Annotated in this window: 20 protein-coding genes; 14 read left to right on the plus strand and 6 right to left on the minus strand. The window is 62.3% G+C overall.

Features of this window, described 5'->3' with window-relative positions:
- Positions 1-29: 29 nt before the first annotated feature.
- From H4V99_RS16135 to H4V99_RS16150, 4 genes are all read right to left on the minus strand, one after another.
- A complete protein-coding gene (locus H4V99_RS16135) occupies positions 30-1190 on the minus strand; it encodes a recombinase XerD (protein ID WP_280680286.1) in 1161 nt (386 codons plus the stop codon).
- 294 nt (positions 1191-1484) lie between these two features.
- Positions 1485-2390, minus strand: coding sequence for an ATP-binding protein (locus H4V99_RS16140; RefSeq protein ID WP_280680287.1), 906 nt, complete (start codon positions 2388-2390; stop codon positions 1485-1487).
- Positions 2377-3807 (minus strand): Mu transposase C-terminal domain-containing protein, encoded by a 1431-nt coding sequence (locus tag H4V99_RS16145; RefSeq protein ID WP_280680288.1) that lies wholly within the window; start codon positions 3805-3807, stop codon positions 2377-2379. Before H4V99_RS16145 ends, H4V99_RS16140 begins: the two co-directional genes overlap by 14 nt.
- 34 nt (positions 3808-3841) lie before the next feature.
- A complete protein-coding gene (locus H4V99_RS16150) occupies positions 3842-4408 on the minus strand; it encodes a recombinase family protein (protein WP_092111921.1) in 567 nt (188 codons plus the stop codon).
- Positions 4409-4704: 296 nt separating this feature from the next.
- Between H4V99_RS16150 and H4V99_RS16155 the strand changes: the two genes are divergently transcribed.
- The 13 genes from H4V99_RS16155 to H4V99_RS16215 all read left to right on the plus strand — a co-directional run bounded on the left by H4V99_RS16155 (position 4705) and on the right by H4V99_RS16215 (position 17208).
- A complete protein-coding gene (locus H4V99_RS16155; RefSeq protein ID WP_280680289.1) occupies positions 4705-5529 on the plus strand; it encodes a hypothetical protein in 825 nt (274 codons plus the stop codon).
- 93 nt (positions 5530-5622) lie between these two features.
- Positions 5623-6300: a response regulator transcription factor gene (locus tag H4V99_RS16160; protein WP_280680290.1), complete on the plus strand. Its 678-nt coding sequence runs from the start codon at positions 5623-5625 to the stop codon at positions 6298-6300.
- Positions 6297-7733 carry a HAMP domain-containing sensor histidine kinase gene (locus H4V99_RS16165; RefSeq protein ID WP_280680291.1) on the plus strand — a complete coding sequence of 479 codons (1437 nt, stop codon included), beginning with the start codon at positions 6297-6299 and terminating at the stop codon, positions 7731-7733. The genes H4V99_RS16160 and H4V99_RS16165 overlap by 4 nt, the downstream gene beginning before the upstream one ends.
- A gap of 68 nt (positions 7734-7801) precedes the next feature.
- Complete coding sequence (locus H4V99_RS16170; protein ID WP_280680292.1) at positions 7802-8539, plus strand: ABC transporter ATP-binding protein; 738 nt, start codon at positions 7802-7804, stop codon at positions 8537-8539.
- Positions 8536-9435, plus strand: coding sequence for an ABC transporter permease subunit (locus tag H4V99_RS16175; protein WP_280680293.1), 900 nt, complete (start codon positions 8536-8538; stop codon positions 9433-9435). Before H4V99_RS16170 ends, H4V99_RS16175 begins: the two co-directional genes overlap by 4 nt.
- A gap of 4 nt (positions 9436-9439) precedes the next feature.
- Positions 9440-10399 (plus strand): ABC transporter permease subunit, encoded by a 960-nt coding sequence (locus tag H4V99_RS16180; protein ID WP_280680365.1) that lies wholly within the window; start codon positions 9440-9442, stop codon positions 10397-10399.
- Positions 10396-10974, plus strand: coding sequence for a hypothetical protein (locus H4V99_RS16185; protein ID WP_280680294.1), 579 nt, complete (start codon positions 10396-10398; stop codon positions 10972-10974). Before H4V99_RS16180 ends, H4V99_RS16185 begins: the two co-directional genes overlap by 4 nt.
- A gap of 36 nt (positions 10975-11010) precedes the next feature.
- Positions 11011-11691: a response regulator transcription factor gene (locus H4V99_RS16190; protein ID WP_280680295.1), complete on the plus strand. Its 681-nt coding sequence runs from the start codon at positions 11011-11013 to the stop codon at positions 11689-11691.
- Positions 11688-12641, plus strand: coding sequence for a HAMP domain-containing sensor histidine kinase (locus H4V99_RS16195; protein WP_280680296.1), 954 nt, complete (start codon positions 11688-11690; stop codon positions 12639-12641). Before H4V99_RS16190 ends, H4V99_RS16195 begins: the two co-directional genes overlap by 4 nt.
- Before the next feature lie 146 nt (positions 12642-12787).
- On the plus strand, positions 12788-13267 hold the full coding sequence (locus tag H4V99_RS16200; RefSeq protein ID WP_280680297.1) for a PepSY domain-containing protein: 480 nt from the start codon (positions 12788-12790) through the stop codon (positions 13265-13267).
- A gap of 388 nt (positions 13268-13655) precedes the next feature.
- The gene (locus tag H4V99_RS16205; protein ID WP_280680298.1) at positions 13656-14324 is read left to right on the plus strand and encodes a DedA family protein; all 669 of its coding nucleotides are present in this window, start codon (positions 13656-13658) and stop codon (positions 14322-14324) included.
- A gap of 164 nt (positions 14325-14488) precedes the next feature.
- Complete coding sequence (locus tag H4V99_RS16210) at positions 14489-16030, plus strand: glycosyltransferase family 39 protein (protein WP_280680299.1); 1542 nt, start codon at positions 14489-14491, stop codon at positions 16028-16030.
- Positions 16030-17208 (plus strand): glycosyltransferase, encoded by a 1179-nt coding sequence (locus H4V99_RS16215; protein ID WP_280680367.1) that lies wholly within the window; start codon positions 16030-16032, stop codon positions 17206-17208. The genes H4V99_RS16210 and H4V99_RS16215 overlap by 1 nt, the downstream gene beginning before the upstream one ends.
- A gap of 198 nt (positions 17209-17406) precedes the next feature.
- Here the strand turns inward: H4V99_RS16215 and H4V99_RS16220 are convergent, their stop codons facing one another.
- Positions 17407-17739 (minus strand): helix-turn-helix transcriptional regulator, encoded by a 333-nt coding sequence (locus H4V99_RS16220; protein WP_280680300.1) that lies wholly within the window; start codon positions 17737-17739, stop codon positions 17407-17409.
- Positions 17723-18376, minus strand: a complete 654-nt coding sequence (locus H4V99_RS16225; RefSeq protein ID WP_348522382.1) for a site-specific integrase — start codon at positions 18374-18376, stop codon at positions 17723-17725. Before H4V99_RS16225 ends, H4V99_RS16220 begins: the two co-directional genes overlap by 17 nt.
- Positions 18377-18591: 215 nt before the next feature.
- On the opposite strand from H4V99_RS16225, the gene H4V99_RS16230 reads away from it, so the two are divergent.
- Positions 18592-18828, plus strand: coding sequence for a hypothetical protein (locus H4V99_RS16230; protein ID WP_280680377.1), 237 nt, complete (start codon positions 18592-18594; stop codon positions 18826-18828).
- Positions 18829-19595 lie beyond the last annotated feature (767 nt).

Here is a 19595-nt window from a genome sequence, read left to right on the forward strand (position 1 = left end):
TGACGGTATTCCTGCGTCGATGATTCTGGTCAGCGGTGGAGTGTCGGGTAGTGCGCGAACGTGTCTCCGGCGGAGGCTGCGTGCTGCGTCGTCACCTGATAGCTGTAGCCGAGTAGGTCAGCGACGAGTGGCGGTGGCATCTCGGTCACGAGGTCGTCGAGGGCCCGATTCTTCGCGGCCAGTAGGTTGATCCCGAGGTCACGGATCTTGGTCATGAGGTAGGAGTGATTGATATGGGTGCCGGCTTGGCCGCCGGGAAATAGCCAGGGGCTGGTTTCGACGTCCCGAGTCCGTGATGGTGCGCGGTGGGCGAGATGCGTTCGGACGAGTTCTGCGAATGGTTCGAGGATGAGGACAGGTATCTCGTTGAAGGTGAGGTGCAGGTCACCTTCAACGTCGGTGATTGCGTCGATTTGTAGGGAAGCGACGCGGCTGAGGGGCTGTGCGTAGAGGACGAGTAGCATGGCGGCGGTTCGGAATGCGACGGTGTCGGGTTCCTCGACGAGGCAGCGTCGGATCCATTCAATTCTGTCCTCGTGAGTCATCTTGCGCGTTGATTTTGACTTTCGATGGGGGACGATGAGCGGCGGAACGAGTCGCTCTTTCATGGCAACGACTAAGAAGTTCCGGACGGTGAATCGTGTCGTGGGACCGGCTGCGAGCCAGAGGTCGACATGCGCTTGCCGACACTGGTTCAGTGTTCGCCCGTGCTCGTCATGTAGCCAGGTCAGGAATGCGATGGCCGCGGTGATCTCTTGCTTGGCGTTGTGCACGGAGCTCTGGCTGTTCGTCGTTGCGGAGCTTTTCCGTCGGATGCTGCGCAGGTGGTGCCACGTAGCGAACCGCTCGACCGGCTTGCCCAGATCTACGGGCAATGGCTCCAGTTTTTCGGCCAACCAGCGTTCGAACCGTTGTAGTGCTTCGTCACGTTGGGGGAGGAGATGGGCGTCGACGAGGATGGCCCTCAGATGGTCGATGTGTCGGCTGGTGGGGAGCTGATCGAGGGTGTCATGCGTGAGTGATCCTTCGTCCGCCCCGAGTTGAGCGAGCGTCGTGCGAACTTTGGGATTCCGCATCCAGGTGTAGATGCTTTCTGGGCGATCGGCCGTGACGAGGGTCTCGCGAAGAGTGTGTAGCGGGGCGTTGGGACGAGCTTCTAGATCGAAGAGCGCGCTGATGTCGTTGCGCAAAGCACATTCGATGCATGTTGACGTGCGAAATCGCGGGCGTTCCTGTCCACAGGTGCTGCAGTTGAAACGTTGGCGTATTCCGGTGCACTCAACGCAGGCTGGAGCGCCCATCGGATCTCGTCCAGGGAGCATCCGATCGACCCCGCAGCCCGGGCATCGCCCGTGGCTGTGCGTTGCGTCGTAGAAGCAGATTCCGCAGATCGCTCCGTCCGGCCAGTGGACAGCGATCTTGTTGCATTGCCGTCGGCACCTGTCTGTGAGCCGCAGAGATAAGTGGCCCGGTTCCGGCACCGCTTAGTGGCCGATGAGTAGGGCTTGGCGGGCGGCGTCGACAACTTCCGGGGTGAGCCCGTCGAGCTTGTTGAGCTTCTGGATTCGTTCGATCTGCGTGACGAGGCGGTCGACGAGGCGGAAGTTCCCACCGGTCATTCGGACAATTGTGGCGATGGCGGTGGCGTGGCCGATGCCGCCATCATCCGTCACATTTCCTGCCGGGAGGCGGTTGCTGAGCACGGCGGTGAGTTCGTCGGGGGTGAGTGGTTTGTATTCGTGTGCAAATCCGATGCGGCTGTAGAGCTGCGGGTAGCGGGCGAAGCGTTTCTCAATGCCGGGCATGCCGATCAGGATGACGCCCATGTTGTGTCGGTCGAAGTAATCGCGAACTTGCTCGAGGCCTGTTGTTTTGAGGCGGTCGGCTTCGTCGATTATGAGCAGTTCGGTGCGCCCACTGGAGCGGGACTGGGTATAGACGTAAGGGTCGACGAGGCCGTGCTCGTGGTAATCGATGGCGAAGGAGATTCGTTGGCAGGCGGTGGGTAGGCCGCGGTCGATTTCTCGGATCGTCGCGGCGACGCTGGGGGTGAAGAAGGCAGTGTGTGCTTCGAGAACCCGCGGAGGCACCGGGCCGAAGTCGTCTTCAAAGATGGTTTGCCATTGCTCCCAGTCGTCGGTGCCGGCGTAGTGCCGGGCCGACAGGGTTTTTCCCACGCCGGGTGGCCCCCAGCAGAGGCCGATGTAGCGGTGGGCGCGCACGGTGTCCGCGAACTCGGTGAACCGGCGGTGCTCCCGCGTTGTTTGGAACGCCGCCATTCCGGTCTTGGGGACCGGGGTGGTGTTGACCTCGCCGGATCGTTCCAGGAGGAATCGTCGGCCGTCGTCGTTTTTGCCGAGGATGCTGCGCTCGGGGTCAGTCGGTGGCATAAAGACGCAATCCTTTTCGCGGGGCGGGCGCAGGTGGCGGCGCAGGCTCGTCCTTGTCACCCTCGTCGGGGTCGATGGGTAGGTATCGGGTGTCGCCGGGAAGAGCGTCGGCAAGACTCTGGCGTTGTCGGAGCTGCTGTTTCAGGTCTCGCCGCCGCTTGGCGCGGACGGCTTGCAGGTCCTGGAGTGAGACGGACTCTGAGGCCAGCTCGGGAGCGATAGCTCGACAGAGGAAGGCCTCGTCGAAGTAGACACGGATCTCGCCTGCGTCGCGTGGATTGAAGCGGACAGTCACCTGCTCCCCGACATAGGCGGCGAGGACCGGTGAGACGTACCGGGTGGACGCGAACTGGATGCCGTCTCGTTGCACTTTCCTGGTGGCCGCGGCACTAAGAAGGAGCAGATCGAGGTCCTCGGGACGTGCGGGGCTTCGGGGGATGAAACCTGACGCCGCCCATAGTTGTGAGGGCGCTTTGTGAGTTTCTGAGTGCGGACGATGGTTGTAGTCGTCGACGATGAATCGTTCGAGGATCTCGTCGAGTTGCCGGAGAGCCAGGGTTGCTGGGGTGATGGAGGTGCCATTTGTTCCGTGCGGGATGTGCCCGGGCAAGTGCGGGAGGAGCTCGGTGGTGACGGTTCCGTAGAACCGTTCGATCTTCCCGCGTCCCTGCGGGACGCCGACTCGGGAGTGGATTAGCTGAATGTGGGTGTCAAGGCATACGCGTTCCAGTCGGGCGGAGGTGAAGTCCGAACCGTGGTCGCTGTACAGCACGTCGGGCAGGCCGCAGACGGGCCAGCCGGAGTTCGCTTTCCTGTTGATAGCCTGATGCAGGGCGAGGGCGGTCTGTTCCGCCGTGGGGGCGCCGAGGAAGACGGTGTACCCGGCGATCGCTCGAGAGTAGTCATCGAGGACGATCGTCAGCCAAGGCCGGACGGGGACGCCGGTCTTGTCAAGGACGGCGACATCGAGGAGGGTGTGATCGACCTGCCACTGCTCATTCGGGCGGCTCGCGTTTCGGCGGAACACCAACTCGAACCGGTCCCGGTAGGCGGCATCCCCGTGCTGGGCAAGGGTGCGAAGGCCCGGGTCAAGTCCGGCGATGATCGTTCGGACGGTGGTGTAGCTCGGCACCGCAAGTCCCCGGTCGTGGGCGATGTCACCGACACGGCGATGAATGAACGCCGCCGTCGGCTCCGGCCGGCGCAAGGCGAGAGCTTCCACGACCTCCACCAGCTCGGGGGCGATCCTTCGTGTACCTCGGTCGCCTCGGCGGGGACGTTCCAGAGCGCGCGAGCTCGGATCAGCCCGATACCCGGTCGACCAACGGGTGAGAGTGCGGACCGGCACTCCGGACTCGGCAGCGATCCGGGCCCAGGGAACGCCGCCGTCGTGTTGACGCAGAAGTGCGAGTTTCATCTCGGCTGTTCTCTGCGCCATCGAGGGTCACGACCTATGCAGGGCTGACGTCTTCGCCAAGGTGACGGTAAATGGTCCCGCGGGAGACCCCGAAGGTTTCGGCGATCTGCTGCACCGTATACGTCTTCTCGTCGTACATCGTCCGTGCCTGCCGCGCCTTCGTCGCCGTCATCTTCGAACGACCCCCTCCCTTTCGGCCACGGGCGCGTGCGGCGGCCAGGCCATCTTTAGTCCGTTCGACGATGAGGTCGTGCTCGAACTCCGCGATCGCGGCGAGCATGTGGAAGAACAGCCGCCCACCCGGGGTGGTCGTGTCGATCCCTTGGGAGAGTGCTTTCAGGCCGACGCCGCGTCGCTCGAGCCCATCGGCCACCTCTTTCAGGTTTCGGACGGATCGGCCGAGCCGGTCGAGTTTCGTCACGACGAGGGTGTCGCCGTCGCGGAGGTAGTCGAGGGCATCATCCAGGGCCGGCCGTTTGGCGAGGACTCCGGAGGCATGCTCGACGAACACCTTCTCGCAGGCAGCCGCCTCGAGAGCGTCGGTTTGCGCGTCGAGATTCTGCTCTCGGGTTGAGACTCGGGCGTAGCCGACAGATGCCATAACAGAACTGTACCTCTGACGTTCCTGACAGTACATAGATCTCGGACACGGGCCGTGGAACACGACACGCTGATTCTTGAATTGACTGCCGCATCTGTCTCGTGGACGGTCGTTTACGGTTACTGCGAGCGAGGTACGAAGTGGGCCATTCCGCGCGCCCACACGGATACGGGGCGATCCTCGCCGTGGTCGTTCCACTCGTGGGGCGCGAAGTCGCCGGTGTTCTTGTATGCACTTTCAGAAACGGCGGCTGTTTTTTCCAGTGATGTCACATCGCCTGGCTCGAAGTTTGTTCCATGACATCCCTCACTGAATCAACCGTCCGATCGACCAGGGTCAGCGACCTGCTGTTCAGCAAGGTCCCGCAGGTGACGCTCGCTTTCTGGATCATCAAGGTTTTCTCCACCACCGTCGGTGAGACGGCTGCTGACTTTTTCAATGTGGCCCTAAATTTCGGCCTGACCGTCACTTCTATCGTCTTCGGGATCCTGCTCTTGATTGCATTGGGGGTGCAGTTCAGAACGAAGCGCTACTCGCCGACGGCGTACTGGATCGCCGTGGTGCTGATCAGCGTCGTCGGCACCCTAATCACGGACAATCTCACCGACGTTGCCGGAGTGCCGCTGTGGATATCGACGACGGTGTTCGCCTCCCTCCTCACAGTGACCTTCGTCATCTGGTTCCTGCGGGAGCGCACCCTCTCGATCCACTCGATCGTGTCCCGCCGACGTGAAGCGTTCTACTGGCTGGCGATCCTGTTCACCTTCGCGCTCGGAACCGCGGCAGGAGATCTGCTGGCGGAAGGGCTCGGGCTCGGATTCTTGGTATCTGCGATCTTGTTCGCGGCGGTCATCGGTGTGGTCACGATTGCGTTCTTCGTCTTCCAAGCCAACGCGGTGGTCTGCTTCTGGATCGCGTACGTGCTCACCCGGCCGCTCGGCGCCTCACTGGGCGACCTCACATCACAGCCGGTCGCGGACGGCGGCCTCGGATGGGGCACCGCGGCCACCAGCGCGGTGTTCCTGATCGTCATCGTCGGCCTCGTCGTGCACCTCACGATGACCCTCTCCCGCCAGCGGCGCGCCCTCGCTTCCGAAACCTCGGCGACGGCAATCGCCTGATCCACCCGCCCCGTCACCTACCATTCGAGGTGACGATGCGGCGCTGGAGGCAACGAGTCCGGCTCCGATCTGATGAGTGGAGAGGTGGAGCGGATGCGGATCCTGGTGGTCGACGACGAATTCGAGATGGCGGGACTAATCAATCGCGGTCTGACCGCTGAGGGCCACGATGTCGTTGAGGCACATGACGGCATCGTGGCCATCAGCGCAGCTAGGGCGGCGGGCTTCGACCTCGCGGTGGTCGACGTGATGATGCCGGGCATGTCGGGCTTCGAGCTCACCCGCCGGCTGAAGGCGCTGGACAGCACGACGGCCGTCATCCTGCTCACCGCCAGAGACGCGGTCGACGACCGGGTCCGGGGCCTGGATTCCGGAGCGGATGACTACCTGACGAAACCCTTCGCCTTCGCTGAGCTGTCGGCCCGCATCCGCGCCGTTCGCCGCCGGGATGCGTTGAACCTGCCGGCGGAGATCGACATCGGCGCACTCACCATCGATCTGGCCCGTCATCGGGCTCACACGGCTGCCGGGGAATTGCCGCTTAGCAGGACGGAGTTCGACGTGCTCCGGGTGCTCGCTCTCAGCGGCGGCGCGACGGTCACTCGTGCGACGATCATCGAGCAGGTGTGGGAGTCGAGCACCCACATCGACCCGAATATCGTCGACCAGTACGTCAGTTACCTGCGCCGCAAGCTCGACCACCGGGAGGCCGGAGTTAGAATTATGACCGTACGCGGTATCGGGTTCGGCCTCACGGCGATGGATCCGTGATACTCGACCGGGTCGGGATCCGCAGCCGAATCGCGGGGGGCAGTCTGATCATCGCGATCCTGATTTCGATCGCGGCCGGGATCGTGATCAATACACAGATCGAACGAATCGTGCGCGCCGGCACCGTCGCCGTTCTCGTGAGCGACGCCGCGCCCTATGTAGTCGCCCTGCAAACCGAGCCAGGCGAGAGCTTCGACTCCCCCGGCCTGTCGCAGTTGGTGGCCGTGGTCGATGCGAACGGAAAGGTGGATCTCAACACGCTTCCGGCCTCTCTCACCGGCATGCTTGCGGATATCGTCCGCACCTCCGACACGCGCATCGTGAGCGCGGGTCCGGCGCAGTATCTGGTGCGAGCCATCCCGGTGGATGTCTCGGGCGAGACGTGGCACGTCGTCTCAGCTCGGGGTGCTGGGCCGGAGACGACAGTCCTTGGTCAGATGAGGTTGCTCCTCATCGGTGGGCTTGCTCTGATCGCTGCGGGAGTGGCCGTATCGGCCTGGTTGCTCACTTCGGTCTCCCTCGGGCCGGTCAGGCGCCTGCGAGCGAAAGCGGAGACCCTCACCGACAGCTTCAGCACCGAGCTGCTGCCAGTGGGCCGCAGCGACGACGAGATCGCGCGTCTCGCCCGCACCCTCAATGACCTGGTCACCCGGCTCAGGGAATCGGCGTCGCGTGAGCGGCAACTCGTCTCCGATACCAGCCACGAACTACGCACTCCGCTCGCGATTCTCCGCACCCAACTCGAACTCGCAAGAATCGAATCATCATCGATCACTCAACTGGTCGACGACATTCGTGGCGCCGAGAAAAGCGCCGCCCGCTTGTCAGCCTTGCTGGGGTCCCTGCTCGAGTTATCGTCGATCGAAGCTGCGGGCAGTCGGGCGAACGCGACGGCCATCGAGTTAGAGAGGGAAGCCGACGCTGCAGCGGGCCGCGCCCGATACCGCGCGATGCGAGACGAGGTCGATGTCCACTATCACGGACAGCTCTCCAACGAAGCCGATCAGCCGAACTTTCCGATGACCGCGGAAGACTTCGGACGGCTCCTCGACAACCTCCTCTCGAATTCCCTCGCCGCCGTTCAAACCGTCGGCACCGTGACCGTCCAACTCGACGTCGATCCTCAACGTCTACTGCTGACCGTCTCCGACACCGGTGGAGGGCTTCCCCGAGAATTCGAAGCACATGCGCTCGACCGGTTCAGTCGCTCCGACGATTCCCGTGCTCGCGGCAGTGGAACGGGCCTCGGTCTCGCGATCGTCGCCGCGATCGTCAAGAATGCGCACGGAACGATCACGCTTGCCAATGACCCAGGCATCGGTCTGAGTGTCGCGATTCTGGTGCCCTCCTCGGGAACCGACACCGACACCGGCGACCTCGACGTCGACCTCGACCTCGACGAGGTCGACTTGCGCCGCCGAGAGAGTCCCTGACCGAGCGGTATCCGTGGAAATCGTCTCTCTCATCGTGGTCTCACCCGGGCCGGAATAGCGTCACCGTCATGACCAGTCCAGCCATCCGTACCTGGGATCTTTCTCGCTCATACAGTAACAATGCCGCGCTCAGCGAACTCTCGATCGAGATCGACCGTGGGGAGGTGTTCGGGCTCCTGGGGCATAACGGGGCGGGAAAGACGACGACCGTCAACTTGTTGACCACGCTTCTGACGCCGACTGCCGGACGCGCCGAGATCGATGGGCGGAACGTGGTGGACGAGGCCGCGCGGGTGCGTCGATCGATCGGATATCTGCCGGAGAACGTGCAGTTCTACGACAGCCTCACGCTGATTGAGAATCTCCGGTTCTTCGGCCGACTCTCTGGATTGCGGCGGCCGGATGCGCGCATCGCGGATGTGCTGCGGTTCCTCGAGTTCACCGGGCACGATAATCAGCGAGTCGGCACCTTCAGCAAGGGGATGCGCCAACGGGTCGGGATCGCTCAGGCCATGTTGCATGAACCGGCAGTGCTGTTCCTCGACGAACCCACCTCCGGCCTCGATCCAGAAGGGGTCAGAACCTTGCGGGAGACGATTGTACGACTCAATCGCGAGTACGGGATGACCGTGTTCATGAACACTCACCTACTTTCCGAGGTCACCAAAACCTGCACCAGCATCGGCATCCTCAACCACGGACGCCTCGTGCACCACGACACCCTGGCCAGGACGATGGCCGCGTTCCCCGCCGAGCAGTCACTGGAGGAGATCTACTTCCAACTCGACCCAGTGTCGGCGCCATGAGTGTCTTCGTCACCAGCGCTCGTCAAGAGATGCTCAGCGTGCGGCGGGCGCGGATCGCTCACCTGCTGCTAGCCGTGTTCCTCGGCATGGTCTCTGTCTCCTCGATCATCGGATGGGTCACTACCACCACGGTCACCAAGGTGTATGACAGGATCCTCGCCGACGAACTCACCACGGCACCGAATCCCTTCACCTCGATCCCTGCGCTCTACTACGCCCGAAATTCGGTCATCTACGTCGTGCTCATCGGGGCCCTCATGGCGATCGTGCTGGGGGTGCAGGCGACCCTGCGTGATCGGAAGTCGGCCACGACCAGCCTGATACTCAGTCGCCCGGTCAGAACAACCGCCAGGCTCAGCGGCCAACTCGCTGGACTTGGGATCGTGATCCTCACCGTTCTAGCGATCAGCACCTTCATCAGCTGGGCCGCAATCAGCATCATCACCGGTGCCCTCCTCGGGCCGGATGCGACCATCCGGCTGATCGGATTCGCCGCCTGCGCCTGGCTGCTCCTCATGGTGTTCGCGGTCACTGGAATGGTCGCGGGCATCTACAGCAAGCGGGAGACCACTGCACTGCTGGTCCCCTTCGTGCTGTGGAGCGCGTTGGCGTTCGTGCTGCCGCAACTCGGAACCGCGGCGCGGCCAGTCGCTCTGCTCAACCCCGTTCCGATTCCCCTCCCCACCGGTGGTTACTTCGACCTGGTGTCCGCGATCACCGGGCCACTGTCAGTCACCGAGCAGTTCAAGCGTGCAGCGAGCATCCTGCTGCAGGACAACAACGTCACGGGTGACCCGCTCCTCAGCGTCGTCATACTGATCGCCTTCTTCATAGTCGCCGCCACCGTCGTCGTGCTCACGCCACGACGCAGACTGAGGAGCGCGCTCGATAATTGACCTAATCACGGTCGCCCAGAAAGAACTGCTGGACCTTCGCCGGGATCGCCTCTTCGCAGTACTGGTCTCCTTCCTCACTGCGGTGACACTCATCTCGGTCGCTGTGGGAGCGGTTGCCTTCCGCAGCCAGCTTGACGCGTACAACCTGTACGTGGCGGATGTCGCGGCGAGCGGGTCAGGGGTGGCTCCTGCCGCTCCGCAGCTGTTCCCTTTGCAACTGCTCCGAGGAGGTATCGAGTACCTCGAGATCCTCGGCGCCCTGTTCGCCATCGTCCTCGGATACGGCACCATCGCGAAGGAAAAGCACCGCGGCACGCTGCAACTGTTCCTCAGCCGCCCCGTGAGCCGGTTCGCCTTCGCAGGCGGCAAGATCGTCGGGCTCGCCCTCGTCTGGCTGATTGTCGTGCTGCTGATCACGGCGGTATCGACCCTCGCGGTCGTCACCATCGGCGGCGGAGCGGTGACCGGCACAGACCTTTCAAGGCTGGCGATCGAAGCGGGTTTCGTCTGGTTCTACCTGGTGTTCTGGACCGCGCTGGCCATCGGCCTCACCGCGCTCACCGCGCGGCTCAGCACCGGACTGATCGTCGCTCTAGTGATCTGGCTGGCTTTTGTCCTGGTCATTCCGCAGATCGGCGACACCATGCACCCTGACAACCAGGTGCCTGGCGGTCTCTTCGCCGCTCTGCAGATCAAGAAACCGGACGAGCTCGCCGTGCTCGCGCAGTTCGCCGGCTTCGACGGGATCCGCAATGGGCTCGAGGTGTCGTCGGTCACCAAGCACTTCGAACGCCTGTCCTTCGCCTTCCTCGGTATCAAGGATCAGTACAACCAGCAACCGATTCAGGTGGTGTGGGCCGCAATGCTGCCATCCGCCATCACCCTCACGGCGGCGACGTTCGCCTCCGTGATCTTCGCCCTCGCCGCCACCACACGCCGCACTCTGCAAAGGAAGCAATCATGAACCGCTCGTCCGTCACCCTCGCCACGGCTGGAGTCGTGCTCATCGCGGCGGTCCTCACCGGCTGCCAGGCCGCGGGCTCGAGCGCACCGGCCCCGTCGGCCGGCGCGTCCTCGGGAGCAACCTCCGGCGCTGGATCGGTGCTCCCCGTCGCCGGCAACCCGATCTCGAATACAAGCACGACTCCTGGTCTGTCCATCGTTTCGGCCGCGGTCGAAGACAACGTCGACCCCTCGACCAAGAAGGCCATCAACGACCGGTTGCAGATCACTCTCGCAAATGCGACAGCGGCGCCTCTCACGAATGTCGAGATCTACTATGAGATGACCGACACGACCACCAAGCAGAGCGAGGGGTACTACTCGACCCTCACCGGGATCACCATTCCCGCGAACGGGGAGACCATCGTCTACTTCGACAATGAGACTGCTTCCGGTCACTTTCCGGAGAACACATTCAGCCTCTACCGCAGCTCGGCCAACCAGGTCGACTTCACCATCGAAGCCAGTGCCGACGGAGTGCAGATCGCTTCGGGCACGGCGAGCAAAGGGGCCGGAACCGGTGAGCAAGCAGACTGAGCGATGCTCGCGGGCTGAGCACGCGGGCCACACCTGATGAGAATCCTCGTAGTCGAGGATGACGTCAGAATCGCTGACGTCATCCGGCGCACCCTCGGTGAGAACGGTTATGCCGTCAACGTGGCCCTGACAGCGCCAGCCGGCGTGGAGGCATTCGAGATCGACACGTACGATCTCGTCCTCCTCGACCTGATGCTTCCAGGGCTCCCGGGCGGCGGCATGGAGGTATGCCGGCGCATCCGCGAAATGAACAGCGACACACCCGTGCTGATGCTCACCGCACTGGATTCGATGAGGTCCAAAGTTCAGGGCCTCGACGCCGGCGCGGACGACTACCTGGTCAAACCATTCCACCTGGTCGAACTGCTGGCGCGCGTACGGGCACTGCTTCGACGATCCCCCCGCGCGCAACCGCCAACCCTCGTCGCTCAGGGCGTAACGCTGATCCCGTCAACCCAGACTGCCCTCCGCGCCGGCCGATCCATCGACCTCACACCAAAGGAATTCGCGGTACTGGAGTATCTGATGCGGAATGCCGGCACGATCATCAGCGCCTCCGAGCTCATCGACCACGCCTGGGACACCAACTACGAAGGTTTCAGCAACGTCGTCCAGACCTACATCCGCTACCTCAGGCAGAAACTGAGCCTGCCAGGGGAAGCGGATGTCATCCAGACCCGACGCGGAGCCGGCTACCTGATCGCAGCCGACGAATGATCTTCCGTCAGGCCACGATCCGGCTCACGGTCGCCTACACGGTGATCCAGCTGGGCCTGTTCGCAGTCTTCGCGATCGGGATCTATTCCTTCGTCACCGGAACCTTCGATTTCGATGCCGCCGAGTCGGATGGCGAAGGAGCGGCGGTCGGGGCCGAGCAGGGGTTCAAGCTGCTGCGCTCCGCACTGATCATCTTCTACGCCGGGCTTCTCGTGGTTATCCCGCTCTCAAGTTGGCTGATGGCGCGTGCCGCTCTTAAACCGATCAAGGCGAGTTTCGAGCGACAACAGCAGTTCGTCGACGGCGCGTCACACGAGATGCGCACACCCCTCAGTGTGATCCAGGCGGAACTCGAGCTGGCGTTGACGCGGTCACGTTCACCCGTTGAGTATCAAGCAGCCATCACCACATCGCTTGAGGCCGCAACCGGGCTGACTCGGCTCACCGACGACTTGCTCCGGCTGTCTCGCACCACTAGGGAGGATCTCGCAGCAACCTTCTCCTCTGTCGACATTGATGCCGCCGTCGCGCACGTTGTCGCGACGGCCAACAACGGTCACAACACAGGTCCGCTCGTCACAGCAAATGCGGGACAGGGGTTGCGAATCTGGGGGTCTGAGGAGCTGATCTCCCGCGCGATCGGCAACGTCGTCGACAACGCAATCAAATTCAGCAGCAAGTCGGATGTCATCAATGTGACCACCAGCCGGACCGGCACGACGGTGACCATTGAAGTTCACGATCAGGGAATCGGCATGACGCCTGAGCAGGTGTCCCACGCGTTCGAGCGGTTCTGGAGGGCGGATGATGTCAGATCCACCTCGGGGCACGGACTCGGGCTCGCCCTTGTCCAGCAGATCCTGACCGCACACGGTGGATCAGCCGTCCTCGACTCCCACTACGGCGCCGGCACCACCGTGACCCTGAGACTTCCGACCACTTCGAGGTGACATCCCAGGTTGTCGCTCTCTCACGCTCGTCTCATCACGCGATTCGTAGCCTCATTACACGGCCCAGAAATCTCTCGGCCCGTCGATGAAGAACAGAGCGCGACTGCCGGTTCGGCTACCCGCGAGACTGAGAAGGAGCAATCAACATGAGAATGACAATCAAGCGGGCAGTGGCCACCGGAGTCATCGTGACTGGCCTCGCACTCGGTGGAACCGGAGTCGCGGTTGCCGCGACCAACGGCGCGGCGGCTCCCGGAGCCGCCTCACCGGCCGAGGAGCAGGACCCCACCTTCACCGGTAGTGTCACGGCCCCGAAGGACGCCGCCGAAGGCACGGACGCAGAAGGTACTGAGCAGGAAGGGGCGGATTCGACCACGGGCGAAGCGGACGAGTCCAAAGCCCTTCAGCCGCTGGCCACGACGACCGCCGACGAAGCGATCGCCGCTGCGCTGGCGGCCGTTCCCGGAAAGGCGGGAGCCGCCCAGCTCGAGAGCGAGAACGGGTACGTCGTGTACGACGTCGAGGTCACCGTCGCGGACGGCACCACGGTCGATGTGCAGGTCGACGCCGGCAACGGAACCGTCCTCGCCCAGGAAGCCGGAGATACCGAGACGAACGACGGCTAACCCACCACCCCCAGAAGAAAAGATCGATGACGGGAGCCACCTGTGCTCCCGTCGTCGAACTCGGTCGTTGCGCCTCGGGACACGCAGGTCTGTGAGACATCAACCAAGAGATGCAAAGGCCACCGCAGGTGCTCAGCCTCGAGAATGTCCGGGGGACATCGGACGTCGGCGTCCGACTCGTCGACCTCGATACCGGCCGCAGCTGTTTCGCTCGCTTTACCCAGCACGAGGACTGCCCCCGCCACGTTAAGACCGCCGTCAGAGAGGAAGGAGTGCCGATGCATGAGAGTCCGCTCAAAGGCTCACAGGTTCGACACATAGCAACACAAGGAGGCTTGCCTCTCGCGCCTCACCGCGAGAGGCGCCCCGTCACCCCGGAGGTAGCCCCATGATCGCGCCACTGATCCCTATGGCCACCAACCCCGGAGACCTCGGCGGCATCGTCGGCTTCGCTGCCACGCTGATGAACAGCATTGGGGAGTGGGGCGTCGGGTTGTTCACCCTGCTCGAGACCGTGTTCCCTCCCATCCCGAGCGAAGTAATCCTGCCACTGGCGGGGTTCCTCTCCCAACAGGGCGACATGAACATCGTTCTTGTCATCATCACGAGCACCCTCGGTGCGTATGTCGGCGGGCTCGTGCTTTACCTCCTCGGCGCGGCCCTTGGGATGGAGCGCTCCATCCGCTGGCTTGCGAAGCTTCCGCTCGTTGACCGCGCCGACTTCGAGAAAGCCGCCGGCTGGTTCTCGCGCCACGGGAAGTCCGCCGTCTTCTTCGGCCGCCTCATTCCCGGCGTCCGCAGCCTGATCTCCCTTCCCGCCGGTGCGGACAGGATGAACCTCGCAGTGTTCAGCGCCTTCACCATCGCTGGCAGTGGTATCTGGAACGGCTTATTGATCAGCCTCGGAGCAGCGCTCGGCACCCAGTACGAGCTCATCGATCAGTACTCGTCCTTCCTCAACTACGCCGTGTACGCAGCGATCGCGGCCGTCGTGATCTGGCTTGTCGTCCGGCGCGTCCACCGCAACCGCACCGTCAACACCCCTACGCGTAACTGAAGCGATCCGTACTCATGGTGAGCAGCTGAGGCTGAGCAGTGGATCCGGGTTCCAAGAATTGGGGCGTGAGATACCGGGCCCGCCGCTTGCTGCATGAACGCACTCTCAGGGTTCTGAACCTCAGATCGACCCTGATTCTCGAAGCAGACAGGAATCCTGGACGAATGACGACACTCATGGTTCCATCCACGGCCTCGTCGGGGCTGCCGGGTGCCGGGCCGGTCACGACCCGTCGCCGTGCCATGGTCGCTGTGGGTTTCATCGGATTCGCGGTGTCCTTCGCCGGCTCGTGGGTCCCCTCATACTGGGGCGACGAGGCGGCAAGTGTGATGTCAGCGCAGCGCCCACTGGCGAGCCTGTTGCCTCTACTCGACAACATCGACGCGGTGCACGGTCTCTACTACCTGTTTCTGCACGGGTGGGTGTCCGTTTTCGGATCGTCGGAGCTCGTGGTGAGACTCCCGAGCGCGATTGCCGTCGGGGTGGCTGTGGCAGGGGTCTACGCGTTGTCGCGGATGTTCGTGTCGGGGCCAACCGCGATCATTGCTGCGCTGGTGTGCGCTGTGCTGCCGCGCATTCAATTCAGTGGCGGAGAGGCTCGCTCGTCCGCCATGGTGACCGCCTTCGCCGTGTGGGGCACCGTGCTTCTCGTCTTGGCGCTAGATCAGCCGGCGTCCAAGCGTCGACTTTGGATCGGATACATAACCCTCATGGTGGTCGGAACATACATGTTCCTCTACCTCCTGCTCATCGTGCTCGTGCATGGCATGTACGTCCTGTGGGCGAGGCGCGGACTGCGGAGTTTCGCCACGTCAGCCGCGGTAATCCTCACACTTACCGCGCCGATCCTCTTTGCCGGGTACAACCAGCGTGGTCAGATCGAATTCCTTTCAAAACGACCGGCCGTCAGTGCCGGGAGCGTGCTCGTGGATCAGTGGTTCGGCAACGTCACGCTTGCGATTGTCGCCTGGACTCTAATCCTCGTCGCCGTGATCGGAGCGTTCACCTGGCGGACACGTCGAGCGGGCCGACGGGACACTGCCGAACAGCATCTGGTCATCCTCGCAGCTCTCTGGCTCGCCGTGCCAACCCTGCTGCTACTGCTCGCCTCGGCCACCGTCATGCCGACCTACTCACTTCGATATTTATCGTTCAGTGCCCCCGCCGCGGCGATCCTCATCGTCGTCGGATCGACCTTCATCAGGGTGCGCGGCCGAGCGCTGGTCGGGCTTACGGTCGTCGCACTCCTCGCTGCTCCTACGCTCGTGGCGCAGCGCACCCCGTGGGCGAAAGGAAGCGACTGGCGCGATGTGTCGTCATACGTTGCTGCAGGAGCGGAGCCTGGAGACGGTGTCGTTTTCGACGCGAGCACCAGGCCTTCGCAGCGCCCACGGCTGGCCCTTCGGCTCTACCCGGATGGCTTCGCGGGGCTCGTTGACATCGAGCTCGAGAAGCCCTTCACTGCTCGCCCGCAACTCTGGGACCTCACACGGACGTTAGCCGAATCCGAGCAGGATCTAGCCGCCCTGCAGACTGTCTGGGTCATCAATCGGGTCGGCAGCGTCGCCGACCAGGCCGGCGCAGACGATCGCCTGCTGCAGCACCACGGATTCGTCGCTGAACCGACCGCGACAATTAGCCAGACATCGATCCGTAAATTCATCCGCGTCTCCGCCGCGCCGATTCCTACCGAGGTCAAGCCGTGATGCTCACCATCGTGATCCCGACATTCAACGAGCGGGCCAATATCGCCGAACTGCTCCGCAGAATCGAAGCCGTCGTCGACGTCGACGTCGACGACACTGAGGTTCTGTTCGTCGACGATTCCACGGATGACACCGAGGCGGTCATCCACGATCTCGCTTTTGTCATGCGCCTCCCGATCAGGGTCATCCACCGTGCCCTGGCGATCAATGGACTGAGTGGCGCGGTCACCCTCGGTCTCCGCGCAAGCCGCGGTACTTGGTGCATCGTGATGGATGGGGACCTCCAACATCCACCCGAGATGATTCCTAGTCTCCTCGCTACCGCACGGAGTTCGGCTGCCGACGTTGTGGTCGCGTCAAGGTACAGGCGAGGAGGAAGCGCAGACGGCCTGAACGGGTTCGTCAGGCACGCATCATCCTCGATCGCGACGGCACTCACAAGATCGATGTTCCCAAGGCGACTTCGGGACTGCAGCGATCCGATGACGGGATTCTTCCTCTTCCGCCGTGAGGCGGTCGACCTCGACGCCTTAAAGCCACGCGGGTTCAAAATTCTCCTTGAGATCCTGGCCCGAAATCGACTCACCGTCGTAGAGGAGTCATTCTCTTTCGGTGCAAGAACAGGAGGAACATCAAAGGCGTCCCTGCACCAAGGGTGGCAGTTCCTCGTGCAGCTCGCAGCTCTCCGCTTCGGGCGCCTCAGCCGGTTCGCCACCATCGGCGCAGTCGGTGCCATGGCCAACATCGGGTTGATGGCCGCATTCATCGGAGGGGGAATGGAATACCTCCAGGCCGCATCGATCGCGGCAATCCTGACCATCCTCGGAAACTTCGCCCTGCAGGAGAAATTAGTGTTCGCGGACCTACGGGCTGAGGGCAAATCGTTCAGGCGTCGATTCGCCTTCTCGATCGGGTTCAACGCCGCCGAGGCCGCCGCGCGACTGCCCCTCCTCTGGTTGATCGTCGATCTGCTGCACGTTCCGAGCCTTCTCGCGCAAGGAGCGACCCTGGTACTCGCCTTCCTCGCCAGATTCGTGTTCCATGCCCGTGTCGTCTATCGGCCGCGGCGTGAACACAAGCTGTCTGAGAATCGAGAACCATCCCAGCTCATGGGTCACGGCTCCACCGAGCCAGGCATGGTTACGTCAACCCAAGTCAGACCCAACAGGGCATCCTAAGCGGGACCCACCTCGACGGTTCCGGGGTGTCCAGGGCAATCTAAGCGGGACCACCTTGGCGTCTAACCGCTTTGCTGAACCAATGACCGAGCCATAAAGCGTCGATAAAACACGGCCAAATAACGCTGCGACTCACAGCACCTGTCGCACTGAAGCGAGCCTGCGGTCCGGGGTCGACCACGTTTGCGGGCTGTGGACTCAGCGGTCATCGGGAACTACTCGGGCCCGTCGCGGACGAACTTGAGAGTTGAGATCGATGACTCCCTCGTTGACCACTCGGGGGACTGGCTTCTCGTCTTCGGCGCGAACGGCGATGAGCTCGGCAGGTGTGCAGCTGAAGATGTCGCAAAGCGCCGACAGAATCGGCAGGGAAATGCGTTCTGGACGCTGCGTCACGAGTCGATAAATTTGCGACGCGGACAGGGTGATGTCGCGGTCCCGGAGGTGCGAAGCGAGGTCAGTGGTGTTGTGCATGGCGTTGCGGGCCATGAGCTCGGCAAGTTTCCAGTCGTAATCAACGCTGCGTTTCATCTGGGGGCTTCTGCTTTCTTCCGAGGGCTTCATTGATTGTGTTGTCCAGGACTCGACGGAGAGTTTTAGTGCGGTAGTCGCTTGAAACGGATGTGTAGAGCCCCGTAGTGGACGCGTATTCGTGTCCGACTTGGCGTTGAACGAAAAGAGCGTCCCAGCCATCTTCGATGAGGTGGGTGACGTACGAACGGCGCAGCGAATGAAAGTCCAGTCCGGGGGAGAGCCCCAAGTCATCACGGTACCGCCGAAAGCGGGCTCCGAGGGCAGCCTCCGAGACGATGCCTTGGCGCTCATTGGGAAACATGTCTTGTCCGTCGGTCATCAACGACCGTCCGCGTTCGTTCCATTCTTGGATGATGTCTTCCGTCCATTCGAAGACGGTGAGGACGCTGCGCTGCTTATGAGCAGAGCCTTTCATCGCTTTGCCGAACCGAACGTTGAGGACACCGAAGTTGCCAAATTCGGGCGCCTGCGGGTTGCGGGAGAAGTCAAACGTCTCGAGGTGACGCACCTCGTTTCGGCGCAGGCCGTAGGAATATGCAATCTTGAAAATGGTGCTGTCTCGGAAGCTCGGGAGCCACCCTTTGCGGTGATGCCGGGCGATCCGGTCTGCCTCATCGTCTGCCCGATCGAACAATGCTTGCACCTCTGCCTTTGTGAAAGCTCGCTTGCCGGGCCCTCGTTCTGATTCTTGGACATGGGTGGCGGTGTTCCACTCAAAACACACCTGGGTGGGTGAGTGCCGAACAGTTCAAGGCAGATTCGCGTCCATTCGTAGCCAGGGTCGGTGAGGTAGGCGCAGAAAAGCCTGAGGGCATTTTGGTAACTGCGCAGCGTTGACTGGGTGTTCTGGTGAACGGAACGCTGGTCTCCGAAAAACTCGTCGACATGACTCGATGTCCAGTTCCACGGGTGTTCGTTGGTGGCCTCGAGGAATCGCCGCACAAGGCGCTCTCGCTGTTGGATCGTCTGGAAACTCAAATTTCGGCTGAGCTGCTGGTTACGCCACCCATCGAACATTTCCTGCACGACCTGGTCTTCAGGATGAAGCAGCGGAACCGCAGCATTTCGCGATGCTCTACCAATTGAATCGATCGCCAAAACGTCTCCCAACGAGTGCATCAGATGCTTGATTCTTGCACTAGTTGCATGATCAGCGCAAACACTGAGCACAATGTGACTTCAACCCACGAGGAACACATCGCCTCAGCATCATGCGCGCCAACTGGATCACGTCAGCCGCCACGGGGAAATGCTGACCGAAAGGCAGTTTCCACCGCCACTGGATAGTCACACGATGCCGCAGGGCGAGGAGCGCCTAGTCGTGCATCTGTTGCAATAATACCTACTCTTGTTGACATAATCATTATTATCGGTCATATTAGGTGGGATTTTAGGTGTGATGTTTTTGTGTTTTTAGGTAATGATTTACTTGGTTTTTTCGTGTAGATGGTGTGGGATAAATGTATGAGCACGAAAACGTCTCGTCCAGGGCTTCGAGGCTACGAAGATTCTCTTCGGCTGTCAACGGCTGAAATCGTCGGAGGGCTGCGGGCGGCACTAGGCGCAAAGCTTGTGGCATTTTTGGGAGGCGTTCGTGAGACGCGTGCCGTTCGCGAGTGAGCGAACGGAACGCGGACACCGTCGAGCGGCGTTGTACTGCGGTTGCGTACGTCGTTTTATGTCATGGCGATGTTGCAGGAACGCGAAGCGGATGCAACTGTCGCTAGTTGGTTCCAAGGGATGAACCCGGAACCGGGTGACCAATCACCCGCTGCGCTGTTGCGCACGGAGCCGTTAGACGCAATTGGCCCGAAAGCCATCGCGGCGGCGCGGTCGTTTCGTGCGCACGGGTA

The organism is Cryobacterium sp. CG_9.6, assembly GCF_029893365.1.
Lineage (GTDB): Bacteria > Actinomycetota > Actinomycetes > Actinomycetales > Microbacteriaceae > Cryobacterium.

Excerpts from the sequence above, each read along its gene's own strand:
- H4V99_RS16140 (WP_280680287.1), bottom strand. The coding sequence starts at position 2,390 with ATGCCACCGACTGACCCCGAGCGCAGCATCCTCGGCAAAAACGACGAC.
- H4V99_RS16145 (WP_280680288.1), bottom strand. The coding sequence starts at position 3,807 with ATGAAACTCGCACTTCTGCGTCAACACGACGGCGGCGTTCCCTGGGCC.
- H4V99_RS16150 (WP_092111921.1), bottom strand. The coding sequence starts at position 4,408 with ATGGCATCTGTCGGCTACGCCCGAGTCTCAACCCGAGAGCAGAATCTC.
- H4V99_RS16155 (WP_280680289.1), top strand. The coding sequence starts at position 4,705 with ATGACATCCCTCACTGAATCAACCGTCCGATCGACCAGGGTCAGCGAC.
- H4V99_RS16160 (WP_280680290.1), top strand. The coding sequence starts at position 5,623 with ATGCGGATCCTGGTGGTCGACGACGAATTCGAGATGGCGGGACTAATC.
- H4V99_RS16170 (WP_280680292.1), top strand. The coding sequence starts at position 7,802 with ATGACCAGTCCAGCCATCCGTACCTGGGATCTTTCTCGCTCATACAGT.
- H4V99_RS16175 (WP_280680293.1), top strand. The coding sequence starts at position 8,536 with ATGAGTGTCTTCGTCACCAGCGCTCGTCAAGAGATGCTCAGCGTGCGG.
- H4V99_RS16185 (WP_280680294.1), top strand. The coding sequence starts at position 10,396 with ATGAACCGCTCGTCCGTCACCCTCGCCACGGCTGGAGTCGTGCTCATC.
- H4V99_RS16190 (WP_280680295.1), top strand. The coding sequence starts at position 11,011 with ATGAGAATCCTCGTAGTCGAGGATGACGTCAGAATCGCTGACGTCATC.
- H4V99_RS16195 (WP_280680296.1), top strand. The coding sequence starts at position 11,688 with ATGATCTTCCGTCAGGCCACGATCCGGCTCACGGTCGCCTACACGGTG.
- H4V99_RS16200 (WP_280680297.1), top strand. The coding sequence starts at position 12,788 with ATGAGAATGACAATCAAGCGGGCAGTGGCCACCGGAGTCATCGTGACT.
- H4V99_RS16205 (WP_280680298.1), top strand. The coding sequence starts at position 13,656 with ATGATCGCGCCACTGATCCCTATGGCCACCAACCCCGGAGACCTCGGC.
- H4V99_RS16210 (WP_280680299.1), top strand. The coding sequence starts at position 14,489 with ATGACGACACTCATGGTTCCATCCACGGCCTCGTCGGGGCTGCCGGGT.
- H4V99_RS16215 (WP_280680367.1), top strand. The coding sequence starts at position 16,030 with ATGCTCACCATCGTGATCCCGACATTCAACGAGCGGGCCAATATCGCC.
- H4V99_RS16220 (WP_280680300.1), bottom strand. The coding sequence starts at position 17,739 with ATGAAACGCAGCGTTGATTACGACTGGAAACTTGCCGAGCTCATGGCC.